Raw genomic sequence first — 13,179 nt, forward strand, 5'->3', positions numbered from 1 at the left:
GAGCGTTGGCAGTCCTTCGGTCTTATGCTCTAGTCCAGGTCAGAGGAGCGGTACTCATAGGGAGGAAACCATGGATGCTGCCGAACAGAACCAGTTCGAGCTGAACGAAGAACAGCTCGCCATTCAGGAGATGGCGCGCGGCTTCGCCAGTGACCGGATTGCACCCCACGCGCTGCAATGGGACCGCGACAAGCATTTCCCTGTTGATGCGCTTCGCGAGGCCGGATCACTCGGCATGGGCGGCATCTATGTCCGCGAAGATGTTGGCGGATCAGCGCTGAAACGCATGGATGCAGTGCTGATTTTCGAGGCGCTCGCCGCCGCCTGCCCGTCATTCTCGGCCTTTGTCTCAATCCACCACATGGCTGCGTGGATGATCGACACATTCGGTAACGAAGCGCAACGCCAGCAGTTTCTGCCCAGTCTGACATCGATGGATTGGTTGGCCAGTTACTGTCTGACTGAACCGGGTTCCGGCTCGGATGCAGCCGCCCTTCGCACCCGCGCCACGCGGGATGGCGACCATTATGTCATCAACGGTGCAAAGCAGTTTATTTCCGGTGCCGGAGAGACCGATATTTACGTCACCATGGTGCGTACCGGCGAGGACGGTCCGAAAGGCATTTCCACCCTCGTTGTGCCGAAAGATGCACCCGGGCTGTCATTCGGCGCTAACGAATACAAGATGGGCTGGAACTGCCAGCCAACACGAACAGTCATTTTCGACAACTGCCGTGTACCGGTGGAGAATCGGCTTGGCGACGAAGGCACAGGCTTCAAGATCGCCATGGCGGGCCTTGATGGCGGGCGGCTGAATATCGGAGCCTGCTCGCTCGGCGGCGCGCAATCCGCACTCGACAAGGCGCTGGAATATTGCGGAGAGCGAAAAGCCTTCGGACAAACGATCGACCGTTTTCAGGCCCTGCAGTTCCGCCTTGCGGATATGGAGACCGAACTTTCGGCAGCGCGCGTGATGCTTTACGCAGCCGCCAGCAAGCTTGACCGCAAAACCCACGATGCGGGCAAATGGTCGGCCATGGCCAAGCGGTTTGTCACCGACACCGGCTTCAATGTCGCCAACGAAGCGCTGCAGCTCTTTGGCGGCTACGGTTATCTCCACGATTACGGGATCGAAAAGCTGGTCCGCGACCTGCGCGTGCACCAGATTCTGGAGGGGACCAACGAAATCATGCGCGTGATCATTGCAAGGCATATGATCGGTCGCTGAACAGCACTTATACGGAGGAGTTTATCATGGCCACTATCGCATTTATCGGCCTCGGCAATATGGGCGGCCCGATGGCGGCAAATCTGGTCAAGGCCGGACACACGGTGCGCGGCTTCGATCTGTTGCCGCAGCATCTTGAAGAAGCGCGCGCCAATGGATTGCAGATCGCGACCAGCGCTGTGGATGCCGTTGCGGATGTCGACACGGTCATCACCATGCTGCCTGCGGGCAAGCATGTTCTCGCCGTTTATGAGGAAATCGCCCCTAAGGCGCGAAAAGATTCAGCTTTTATCGATTGCTCCACAATCGACGTCGATTCCGCCCGCAAGGCGCACGCGCTTGCGGCAAGTCATGGACATCTCTCCATCGATGCGCCGGTTTCGGGCGGCACGGGTGGCGCAGCCGCAGGCACGCTGACCTTTATGGCAGGCGGTAGCGACAAGGCCTTCGAGCGTGCCGAACAAATCCTCAAGCCGATGGCTGGCAAGATCGTCCATTGCGGCGGCGATGGAGCCGGACAGGCCGCCAAGATCTGCAACAATATGATTCTCGGCATTTCGATGATCGGTGTCAGCGAAGCCTTTGTGCTGGCCGAGAAACTCGGCCTTTCACATCAGGCGCTTTTCGACGTTGCTTCCACATCGTCGGGGCAGTGCTGGTCGCTCACCACCTATTGCCCCGTCCCGGGTCCGGTCCCGACCTCGCCAGCAAACCGCGACTACAAGCCGGGCTTTGCCGCAGCGCTGATGCTGAAGGATCTGAAGCTTTCGCAGGAAGCGGCGAAGAGTGCTGGCGCGGAAACCCCGCTTGGCGCCCATGCGGAGGCGATTTATTCGCTGTTCGACGGTGAAGGCCATGGCGGCGACGACTTTTCCGGCATTATCAACCATCTGCGCGAAAAGTCCGATACAAAGTAAAAAAAGATCACATGCATGAAAAAACTTGCCTCAAAAAGGCGATGTTTAGATTTGCTTAATCGTCTGCTAACCGTACGGTAACGATGTTCGGATAAAAAGGAGCTCGAGACAGGCTGAGCCTCTCTCGATGCTCCGGATCTGGTATTGCGTACCGGAGCTTTATGTATCTCTCACCAGCGTTTTTCGGTGGGATTGCCATGCGTATTTGGCAAAACCGTGCACCGAAAGGCAGCGCGGTTTTTGCCGTAAACGAAAATTTTATCAGATATTGTCCGCATATTTCGATTGATTGGCGCTACGCGGATTGAAATCCGAACATAATCCTGTGACATGTAGCAGCCTGTTTGCGCCTATCTGGGGCATTTCGTTCAGCATCGGGACTTTCAAGCTTGACCGCATTAAGACAAACCGCGTCTACCGCAGACAAAGAAATACTGGGACTGCCTTGGGCCGTTCTTTTTATAGTGTGCTATTTCGTGCTTCAGGCCGTTCTGGTGACTTATATCTCCAATGGCGCTGGACTCGATGATGCGGAGCAGCTTGCCAATATAGGCTATCTCGACTGGGGCTATGGCGGCTCGCAGCCACCGCTCTATACATGGACGACCAATCTTGCCGCCTCCGTGCTTGGCACCTCGATGCTGACGCTTCAAATCGTGAAGTTCGGCATGCTGGCAAGTCTCTTCCTCAGCGTCTTTGGCGCAATGCGGCTTCTGGGCTTTTCGCGCTCCGTGGCCTCGGCCAGTATGCTCGGCCTCTTTCTCATTCCACAGATCGGCTGGGAATCGCAGCGCGCTTTGACCCATTCGGTGGCAGGTACGGCAGGATGCGGCTGGACCTTCCTGGCCTTTGCCTGGCACATGCGCAAGCGTAGCGTGATTTCGGCTGCTCTCCTTGGCGTTGCCATGACCGCAGCGCTTCTGGGCAAGTTCAACGCATCTTTCTTCCTGATCATGGTGATCGTAACCGGGCTTTCAGTCCCGGAATATCGGGCCGTGCTTCTGTCGAAACTTTCGGCCGTCACCCTGCTCGCCTTCGCAATCTGCGTCGGACCGACGGCGACATGGATGTTCGCTCACAAATCGAGCGTCATCGCCCGTTCCGGCAAGTTGCAGATGGGCGCATCGGGAAATCTGTTTTTCGACCGGCTGAACGGCATTGAAAGCTTCGTTGAAGCAGCCTTCCTGTTTTCGGTTCTGGCGCTGGCAATCGCAGCAATTATCGCGCTGATCCATAAGAAGAAGCGCACAGTGCCGACCACGCCCTATACGCCCGGCGAGACATTCATGCGCCGTCTGGTGGTTGTCGGTCTGCTTATCGTTCTCATCGGCGTCGTTGTGACGGGTGCCAATGACGTCAAGGACCGCTGGCTTCAGCCCGTGCTGTTTCTTTTGCCCGCCGTCCTGGCTTTTCGTCTGGAGCGTTTCCGTATCGGCAACCGCCCGGTTACTGAATACGCGGCCATGGGCGCGGTGGTTGCGCTGCTGGTTCCGCCGGTTCTGTCCTATTATCTCATCTATGGATCCAGCGCTCCGCCCTATGGGCAGCTGGACTATCGTCAGCTTTATACGGAAATCAGCAGCCACGGACCATTCAAGACCATCGTGGCGGATAATGCGCAGATACCGGGCAATTTCCGGCTGTTCGATCCGTCACTGAAAGTGGTGCACCCCGAAACGCCTGATGGGGCCAAGCAGATCAGAGCGCCAATTCTGGTCATGTGGTTTGGCGATGCCACGCCCAATGCGCATATTGCAGGTCTTTTGGCGAATGCAAATATTCCAGTTCCAACGACAGGCATCATGACCACAAGCATCGCTTATAAAACGCGCCCTGATATGCAGATGCCCGTGGGATATTTCCTCGTCAATACGCAGTAAAACATCATATATGCGCTTTGACGAGCGTCTGAACGACCACGAATGAAAAGGCCCGGATATGATCCCGGGCCTTTTTCTTAAATTCTTATTCCACCGTCTGTTGAACGGCGTGCGCTGTGCCTTTTACATCGCGCCCAACGCCGCGAACCGTATTGGCACAAGAAGCCAGTGTGAAGGCACAGAGAACAATAGCAACTGGGACAAGGCGGGTCAGTTTCATAGCGGTCTCTCCGATAGGATGTCGTTACAGCCCGAAAGAATGGGCACACATGCTTTGATTGCACCAGCGTTCCATCGGCCCACCCCGAACCCCGCCTCTGTCTGCTGGCCATGAAGCCGTTTTCATCCGGCTGTCATATAGGAAACCTAGCGCAACCTTTTGTCCTGACAAGAGAAGGCATTACTTACACTCACAAGTTCTTGTGAGCTGTATCAGCAGGAACGAAAAGTCTCGAAACGCCCCGTGCGGCGATAAGCTTCAAAGACGTTGCGCAAATTCTCCGCCACAGCATGAATATGCGGCCCGGCTTCAGGCCTGATAATCATGCCGAGCTGATAGCGCCCCAGTTCAGGCAAGTCATGCTCCGAACCCAGGGCAACAATGCCCTCGCCAAGCAAGGTCTTCGCAAAGGGCGCAATGGCGAGATCGGCCATGATGGCGGCGCGCTGTCCGGTGGAGTGAGAACTCATATAAGCAATGCGATAAGGGCGGCCCGAGCTTTCGAGCGCTTCCAGCGCATTGCCGCGCCACGCGCAACCCTCTTCCCAGATGGAAAGCGGCAGCGGATCGCGACGGTAAGCCGTTCCGCATTTCGCCCCGGCCCAGACGAGTTCCTCGTCGAGCAACACTTCCGTGTCGCCCTTGCCGGGCACCGTATGCGAGATATTGACCAGCGTAACATCAAGACGTCGCTCATCCAGACGCTTGCGCAGATTGCTGCTCTGATCAATCACCACATCGACCGTCACGCCCGGATGTGTTTCCGCAAAGCGCTTGAGAACGAGCGGCAGAACGCATTCGCCAATATCATCCGGTGAACCGAGCCGCACCACGCCAGTGACGGTCGGTGCGACAAATTTCGAAACCGCTTCACGATTGAGCGCCAGAAGACGCCGAGCAAAGCCCAGCAGAACCTCACCGTCGCTGGTCAGCGTGACGGAACGGGCATCGCGGTCGAACACGGCGACGCCGATCTGCTCTTCAAGTTTCTTGATTTGCATCGACACAGCCGATGGCGTGCGAAAAACCGCATTAGCGGCAGAAGAAAAACTGCCCGTGTCTGCAATCGCAACGAAAGTGCGAAGGACATCGATATCGAGCATTGGCAAAGGATGCTGGACGGGCGCTGTCATGACGGGACTCCGGTGATGATAAATCAAATTTTCTGATCTTAAGCCTTTTTATATTTCGTTTGATTGAACGTCAAGCACAGCGCACATTAACCCCATCGAAAACACACAACCCGCTGCAGCAGGCATTCAAACCAATCCATTCTCGCCCGAGGAGACCGAAAATGACCGTACAATGCCAAATCGTGGGCCAAACCATGGGCCAAACCGCAGGCCAAACTGCAAACCGTGCCCGCCGTCCGACGCCATCGACATCCGGCACTTCGCTTGTCTGGTTGCGCCAGGCTTATCTCGAACTGCGGAGCCAGATCGATCAATGGCTGCTCGACCGCAAGATCGCCCGCACCCGCCTCTCGATCCAGAATCTGCCCGAACATATCCGGCAGGACATTGGCTGGCCGGCAATCGACGACCGCCTTCCGGTCATGCGACAAGGCCGCCCCGCGAGCCCGAACACAGCGCGCAAGGGCTGATTTGCGACAATAATTGCTCTTCGAATGAGGGCGAGCCTGTTTCGCCCTCATTTTCACGACATAAAAATACCTTCTCGCGGCAGGCATTTAGCCGCACTTTGCAACCTAACTGTTCTGTGTCTCAATAAAGCACTATCCCGTTTGCGTCATTGCCCTCCCCTAGCATTTGCGGGCAATGATACCGGGATCGCCGGTCTGATAGCGACCGGTAAATGCGGGGCAAAAATCGACCCCGCAGTCGTGACGGAGACGTAAGCAGCACCGCGTCGGGAACCGCGGCATCTGCTTCAAAAAATGGGAACGGTCCGGTTATGAACCAGGCTTCATCGATCAAGCGGTCTATTGTCTTTTTTCTGGTGCCGAACTTTTCGATGATCGCGTTTGCGACGGCCATCGAGCCGCTGCGCATCGCCAATCGTATGCTCGGTTACGAAGCCTACCACTGGCGCCTCACGTCAACGGATGGCCAACCGGTCACAGCATCCAACGGCGTCGTGTGCGCCGTCAATGCCTCGCTGGAAGACGAACGACGCTATCTGCAACGCGAACAGCGCCCTTCCATGGTGTTTGTCTGCTCCGGTGTCTATGTCGAGGATTTCCGCAACAAGTCGGTCTTCGCCTGGCTCCGCGAAGAATATAATCGCGGCGTGGCGGTCGGGGGCCTTTGCACCGGCGCGCATATCCTCGCCGCAGCCGGACTTCTTTCCGGAAAGCGCTGCGCCATTCATTGGGAAAATCTGCCGGGCTTTGCGGAAGCTTTCCCCAAAGCCGAGGTCTATGCCGACCTGTTCGAATTCGACAGCAATATCTACACCTGTGCGGGCGGCACCGCTTCGCTCGACATGATGCTGAAGCTGATCGGCGATGATTTCGACGCCAATCTGGTCAACAAGATCTGCGAACAGGCGCTGACCGACCGCGTCCGCAGCCCGCAAGACAGGCAGCGACTGCCGCTGCGCGCGCGCCTCGGCATCCAGAACTCCAAGGTTTTGACCATCATCGAGATGATGGAAGCCAACCTGTCTGAGCCGCAGGCGCTGATCAATGTCGCCCACACGATCGGCTTGTCGCGCCGTCAGGTCGAACGCCTGTTCCGGCAGGAAATGGGGCGTTCCCCGGCCCGCTATTATCTGGAAATCCGCCTCGACCGCGCACGCCACCTGCTTTTGCAGTCGTCCATGCCTGTCGTGGAAGTGGCAGTGGCTTGCGGCTTCGTTTCCGCGTCGCATTTTTCCAAATGCTATCGCGAACTCTATGGGCGCTCGCCGCAACAGGAGCGTGCAGATCGCAAAATGCTCATCGCGGCATAGGCTGGATCAGTACAGCGAATAGGAATGTCGATTGATAGAGCCGACCGGTATTCGTGTAAAAGATAAGAAAATCAGAACCGTAACGCGTCTTTCGGAATCAATTTCGCAAGATCGTGTCTGGCCCATTTGGGCATGTCGCTTGCAGAACAGGCTTAATGCGAAAAACCCCGGCTATGACCGGTAATCGACACAGTCGTGTCAGGCAGCGAATATGTCGTATAAAGGCAAATATCCTGCCCCATCAGCGATTATGGTTCTGTCAAATACCAACCAGGGTCACATAAAATGGCAGAGTTTCCTAAGAAGGCGAAGGTCGTAATCGTCGGGCTCGGCGGCATCGTCGGCGCATCCGTCGTGCACCACCTGATCGAACGGGGCTGGGACGACATCGTCGGCATCGACAAGTCGGGCATTCCAACGGATATCGGCTCGACAGCCCACGCATCGGATTTCTGCTATGCGACCAGCCACGATTTTCTGTCCTGCTGGACCACGCTTTATTCCATCGATTTCTACGAAAAGATGGGGCATTACGCCCGCGTCGGCGGCCTTGAAGTCGCCCGTGTCGGCGACGATGGCCGCATGGATGAGATCAAGCGCAAGGTCGCTTCCGGCAAAGCCTTCGGCACCCGCGCCCGTTTGATTGAACCGGCGGAGATCAAGGAAAAATTCCCGCTGATCGAAGAAAGCATGGTTCAGGGTGGCCTCTGGGACCCGGATGCCGGTCTGGTCATCCCGCGTTCGCAGACAGTCGCTGGCAAGCTGATCGATCAGGCGGAAGCTGCTGGCAAATTGCAGAGCTTTGCCAATACGCCCGCCCAGTCGCTGCTTATCGAGAATGGCCGCATCAAGGGTGTGGTCACGCATCGCGGCACCATCGAAGCCGATTATGTGGTGATCTGCGCCGGTCTCTGGGGACGTTTGATTGCCGAAATGGTTGGCGAAGACCTGCCCGTCATGCCGATTGACCATCCGCTGACATTCTTCGGCCCCTATACTGAATTTGAAGGCACGGGAAAGGAAATCGGCTGGCCGCTCATGCGCGATCAGGGCAATTCGGCCTATATGCGCGATACCGGCGATCCGAAGACTGCCGAAGGCGGCCAGATCGAATGGGGCTATTACGAAGAGACCAATCCGCGCCTCTGCCACCCGCGTGACCTTTTGGAAAAGCACGAAGCACGCCTTTCGCCGTCGCAGCGCGACCTCGATATGGAGCAGATTCTGGAACCTCTCGAACGCGCCATCGAGTTGACCCCTATTCTCGGCGAGCTTGGCTATAATGAAAGCCATTCCTTCAACGGCTTCCTGCAAGTCACCACCGATGGCGGCCCCTCCATGGGTGAAAGTCAGAAGGTGCGTGGTCTCTGGTATGCGGTCGCAATCTGGGTCAAGGACGGCCCCGGCATGGGTAAGCTCATTGCCGACTGGATGACCGACGGTCGCACATCCATCGACCATCACGCCATCGACTATTCCCGTTTCTATCCGCACCAGATGACAGAGCAGTTCATCTGGGATCGCTGCACCGAAACGGCAATGAAGGTCTATAATCCGGCCGTGCACCCCCGTGAGCCATTCTCCAAGGGGCGCAATATCCGTCGCTCACCGTTCTATGAGCGCGAAGTTGAGCTTGGCGGCCATTTCATGGAACTCGGCGGCTGGGAACGTGCGCATGGCTACGCCGCCAATGAGCATCTGCTGGAAAAATACGGCAACCGCGTTCCGGTGCGCGAAAACGAATGGGACAACCGCCATTTCTGGCGTGTTTCAAATGCCGAACATCTCGAACTGACGGAAAATTGCGGCATCATCAATCTCTCGCATTTCGCGATGTACGACATTGAAGGTCCTGACCATGTCGAGCTGATGGAATGGCTCTGCGCGGCCAAGATTGGCGGCGACGCCAATATCGGCAAGGGCATCTATACGCACTTCCTCGATGATGAAGGCATGGTGCGCGCCGACTTCACGGCAATCCGCATGGCGGACCGTATTCGCATGATCAACGGCGCCGATGCTGGCCCCCGCGATTTCCATTACATGCGCCGCGTGGCCGAGGATAAGGGATTTGACGTCACCATCACCGATGTGACCGAGAAATATGTCACCATCGGCATCTGGGGTCCGAATGCTCGCGAAAACCTCAAGAAGGTTGTCGAAAATCCGGAAGGTCTGGATGCCGAAAACTTCGCTTTTGCGGCAATCAAGCCGATCAGGATTGCAGCTAAGGACGTGACCGCCTTCCGCATTTCCTATGTCGGCGAACAGGGCTGGGAATTGCACATGCGTTATGAAGACGGCCTCGCCGTCTGGGATGCGCTGCGCTCCACCGGCACGATTGCTGTTGGTGTCGAAACCTATGCCAACACCCGCCGTATGGAGAAAAGCCTGCGCCTTCAGAATGCCGACCTGCTGACGGAGTATAATCTCCTTGAAGCCGATCTGGCTCGCCCGAAGGTCAAGGAAGCCGATTTCCGCGGCAAGGCCAAGCATGTCGAATATCGCGCTCGCGAAAATCAGCCTGCCATGCTCTGCACGCTGGTCATGACCGATAATGTCGATTCGAAAGGTGTGGCCCGTTATCCTGTCGGCATCATGCCAGTCATGGAACCGGAAACCGGCGAAACGCTGGTTGATGAACTGGGCCGCCGCTCATTCACCTCATCGGTGGCTTTCGGCCCGACCATCGGCAAGAATATCGCACTTGCCTATCTGCCATGGAGCCATTGCCAGGAAGGCCGCAAGCTGACCGTCGAATATTTCGGCGAAACCTATCCGGTTGAAGTGGCCTCCGTTGGCTACAAGCCGCTTTACGACCCGGAAAACCTCAAGCCACGCAGCTGATCCAACCGAGAGACAAACAAAAAGCCGGGCACTTCGCCCGGCTTTTTCAATTCTACAATTCACCGATCTTATTTCAGCGTCGCCTTGCCGCCGGTAAGAGTGATGGTCTCATCACCCGTCAGCGCTTCACGGTCGCCGTTCGGAAAGGTCACGAAGCAGCCGGACGCGCAAAAATCGACCGTATCGCCGGGTGCGACAACCATTTCACGCTTGGACGCACCCTCGGTGACCACGATGGTCTGCGCGGCGCTGTCCTTGTTGGAAATCTTGGCGGCGTAGGAACCACCCATGGAAGCTGCAAGCATAATGACTGCGCCAAGACCGATCGTACCAAATTTGTTGATCTGAATTACGTTCATATCGTTTCGGCGTTTCCACCGCTCCCGCTTCTACAACCCCGATGAAAACAGGTGCCCCGCTTCCATCCTCGAAGAACGGCCCGCCGTTCCATGGCTCATTTATAGATGGACAAAACTGAACTGCAACTGAACGACGCGTTCATCACGCCTTATCGTCATTGTCGTCCGATGCCTTGGCTTTCTCCTCGCGTTCTTTCTTTTTCGGCGCGGCTGTCGGCACCTTCTGCACGAGTTCCGAAAGCTTCTCGATTTCCGGCAGGCTCAGCACCAGATCGGTCGAAGACGAGCATAGATGCAGGCCCTCTTCATGGAACCGCTCCACGATCTGAAACCGCAGCTCGTTCTTGATGCCGCCGGTCGCGGTGATATCCGCGACATGGGCGTAGATATCGAACACCATCAGCGAGTCGGTCATGCTTTGAAAAGCGACAAACGGTTCGGGATTTTTGAGAATGGACGGGTGGGCGCGCACGATATCCATCAGCAGCGTGTGCACACGTCGCGGTTCTTCCGTATAGGAGGCCTGCACATTGATATCGATGCGGCCAAGCTTGTTGCGATGCGTCCAGTTACCGACATTGCCGTTGATCAGTGTCGAGTTCGGCACAATGATCGACTGCTTCTGGAAAGTTTCCACTTCCGTTGCGCGCACGCTGATCTTCTTGACGATGCCGCTGACTGTACCCGCTTCTACCCAGTCGCCTACCTTGAACGGACGCTCTGCCAGAAGAATGAGACCGGAAACGAAGTTCTGGACAATATTCTGGAGACCAAAACCGATACCGAGAGAAAGACCACCGGCGATCAGCGCCAGATTGGACATATTGAACCCGGCTGCGGAGACGCCCATCAGGGCCGCAAGACAGAGCCCGACATAACCGACCACCGTGCGGATGGAGTTGCGCACGCCGGAATCGACGCGGCCTCGTGCCATTACGCTGTTGTCGAGCCAGTTCTGGAACCAGCGCGTCAACAGATAACCGATCACGAACAGCAGAACACCGGTGAGCAGACCCATCAGCGAAACCGACATATTGCCGATTTCAAAGCCGGTCATCAGTTTGAAGAAGGCATTTTTCAGTTCGGCCCACTGGAAGCCGAGCTGCATCAGCACCAGCGGAATACCAATCAGTGCGACGACCAGATTGATGAGAATGCCTGCGACGAGCCCAAGCTGGTCGAGTGTCGCATCATCGAAACGAAAGCGCTCGCGCAGGCCCGCGCCAATTTTGCTGGACGCAAATGCCTGTTCTTCGGAAATGGCACGGCCCGTCAGGAAACCCAGATACATGGTGACCAGAAAGGCGCCAGTGACGACGATCTGCTGCGACAGAAAACGCGCCAGACCGATATAACCGAAAACGGCAGCCAGAATGGGCAGAAGTCCCAATATGATCAGGAAGACCTTGAACGCACGCGGCCATGAACGCACGCGCTCGTCATCCTGCCGTTCCACGGGCTTCAGGAAGGCAATCGCCAGAATGAGAATGCCAACCATCATGGTCGCCAGCAGGCTTTGTGCCATGGTGAGCGACAGGGGCGACGACAGCAGCTTGTTGACTGTCCCGACAAAGGAATCGACGCCCGTTGTCAGCGCTGTCGCCGTTATGAGCAGGCCCAGAATACGCCCCGGGCGCGGAGCAATCGGCACGAGCCGCCATTGCGGCATGTCGGGGCTGATACAGGCCGCAGCCAGACGATGGATGAAGAAGACGAGACCGAGGACGATGAACAGCGATTCCAGTATCGACGCAACGTCCGTCCTTAGAACATTGAAATAATTCAGGAAAAAATATGTCGTCGCCAGAAAGACGCCAACTGCTGCTGACGGAATGACGGTGGACCAGAAGGCAACCAGAAGACGGCTGAGATAGGACGGTGATTCGATTGTCGGGTCACGCTGATAAAGCGTGCCCAGTACACGCCGCGCGCCAAGCTGGATCACCAGCGCGCCGACGAATGCGAAAAACGCTGCGGCAAGGAACGAGTTCAGCTTGAAGGTGACGACGAAACGCCACCATGACTGGATAATACGCCAGAACGACACGACCTGATTGTTCGCCGCCGATGCAACCTCTGTACCGAGCGCGGAGTCGAGATTGACGCGCTGGGACAGTGTTTTCGCAAAAAGATCGCGACGCAGATCGCCGATCTTCGCCGACATCTGATTGACGTTCAGCGAGGTATCTTCCGTGTCACCGATCATCGCGTTGATCGCCGCTTTTTCAGCGGTGAGCTTCTTGCGCTCGTCGGTGACGATGGTGGGTTCGGTTGCCTCGCCGGTCGGCGCAGGGCCTAGCTGTTCCAGACGTGTGTTGATCTCGGTCAGGCGCGGACGAAAAGCGACACCTGCATCGAGAAGCTTTTTGGAAAGCCCGTCCAGCTGAAGCTTCAGATTCGCCAGATTTTCGTCGCTGGTTCCCGACTTTTGCAACTGTTCGCCGATCTTCTGCGCCTGCTGCTTCAGATCGTCGATGATCGGCTTTTGCTGCTGCACGATGGCCGACACTGGCGGCTGGGGCTGCTGCTCACCGTTTGCGGGCGCTGCATCGGCACCATCATCTGATTGGCTGGCAGGTGCTTGACTGGCTGGAGCCGGTTGCGCAGCCTGCTGCGCTTGCGGCTTGTTATCCTGCGCGCTGGCAGGCGCAATGGCGGACGCCATGCCGCCCGACGAAAGCGCACCGATCAGAAGAGAAAATGCAAGAATCCGAAACGTCGATAAATAAGCCAATTTCAAATCTGCCGTTAAGAAGATCACTGTTTCAACATAAAGCGCCGTAGAACGGAAACAAGGCGGGTTGCAAGAGAGAAT

At 56.7% G+C, this 13,179-nt stretch carries 10 protein-coding genes; 6 read left to right on the top strand and 4 right to left on the bottom strand.

Features of this window, described 5'->3' with window-relative positions:
* Positions 1-70: 70 nt before the first annotated feature.
* From FGI60_RS17545 to FGI60_RS17555, 3 genes are all read left to right on the top strand, one after another.
* Positions 71-1,228, top strand: a complete 1,158-nt coding sequence (locus FGI60_RS17545) for an isobutyryl-CoA dehydrogenase (RefSeq protein ID WP_138786307.1) — start codon at positions 71-73, stop codon at positions 1,226-1,228.
* Positions 1,229-1,254: 26 nt separating this feature from the next.
* Positions 1,255-2,145, top strand: coding sequence for a 3-hydroxyisobutyrate dehydrogenase (gene mmsB, locus FGI60_RS17550; RefSeq protein ID WP_138786308.1), 891 nt, complete (start codon positions 1,255-1,257; stop codon positions 2,143-2,145).
* 494 nt (positions 2,146-2,639) lie between these two features.
* Positions 2,640-4,025, top strand: a complete 1,386-nt coding sequence (locus FGI60_RS17555) for an ArnT family glycosyltransferase (RefSeq protein ID WP_235889850.1) — start codon at positions 2,640-2,642, stop codon at positions 4,023-4,025.
* Between the two features lie 85 nt (positions 4,026-4,110).
* Here the strand turns inward: FGI60_RS17555 and FGI60_RS17560 are convergent, their stop codons facing one another.
* A complete protein-coding gene (locus FGI60_RS17560) occupies positions 4,111-4,245 on the bottom strand; it encodes an entericidin A/B family lipoprotein (protein ID WP_078339325.1) in 135 nt (44 codons plus the stop codon).
* A 212-nt stretch (positions 4,246-4,457) separates the two neighbouring features.
* Positions 4,458-5,378: a LysR family transcriptional regulator gene (locus tag FGI60_RS17565; protein ID WP_078339326.1), complete on the bottom strand. Its 921-nt coding sequence runs from the start codon at positions 5,376-5,378 to the stop codon at positions 4,458-4,460.
* A 161-nt stretch (positions 5,379-5,539) separates the two neighbouring features.
* On the opposite strand from FGI60_RS17565, the gene FGI60_RS17570 reads away from it, so the two are divergent.
* The 3 genes from FGI60_RS17570 to FGI60_RS17580 all read left to right on the top strand — a co-directional run bounded on the left by FGI60_RS17570 (position 5,540) and on the right by FGI60_RS17580 (position 10,005).
* Positions 5,540-5,848, top strand: coding sequence for a hypothetical protein (locus FGI60_RS17570; protein ID WP_138786310.1), 309 nt, complete (start codon positions 5,540-5,542; stop codon positions 5,846-5,848).
* Between the two features lie 311 nt (positions 5,849-6,159).
* On the top strand, positions 6,160-7,158 hold the full coding sequence (locus FGI60_RS17575) for a GlxA family transcriptional regulator (RefSeq protein ID WP_078339328.1): 999 nt from the start codon (positions 6,160-6,162) through the stop codon (positions 7,156-7,158).
* 285 nt (positions 7,159-7,443) lie between these two features.
* A complete protein-coding gene (locus FGI60_RS17580; protein ID WP_138786311.1) occupies positions 7,444-10,005 on the top strand; it encodes a GcvT family protein in 2,562 nt (853 codons plus the stop codon).
* A 68-nt stretch (positions 10,006-10,073) separates the two neighbouring features.
* Here the strand turns inward: FGI60_RS17580 and FGI60_RS17585 are convergent, their stop codons facing one another.
* Together FGI60_RS17585 and FGI60_RS17590 are read right to left on the bottom strand one after the other, a co-directional pair.
* Positions 10,074-10,364 (bottom strand): hypothetical protein, encoded by a 291-nt coding sequence (locus tag FGI60_RS17585; RefSeq protein ID WP_138786312.1) that lies wholly within the window; start codon positions 10,362-10,364, stop codon positions 10,074-10,076.
* 142 nt (positions 10,365-10,506) lie between these two features.
* Positions 10,507-13,098 carry a mechanosensitive ion channel family protein gene (locus FGI60_RS17590; RefSeq protein ID WP_138786313.1) on the bottom strand — a complete coding sequence of 864 codons (2,592 nt, stop codon included), beginning with the start codon at positions 13,096-13,098 and terminating at the stop codon, positions 10,507-10,509.
* Positions 13,099-13,179: the final 81 nt, after the last annotated feature.

It is taken from the genome of Brucella haematophila, assembly GCF_005938105.1.
GTDB lineage: Bacteria > Pseudomonadota > Alphaproteobacteria > Rhizobiales > Rhizobiaceae > Brucella > Brucella haematophila.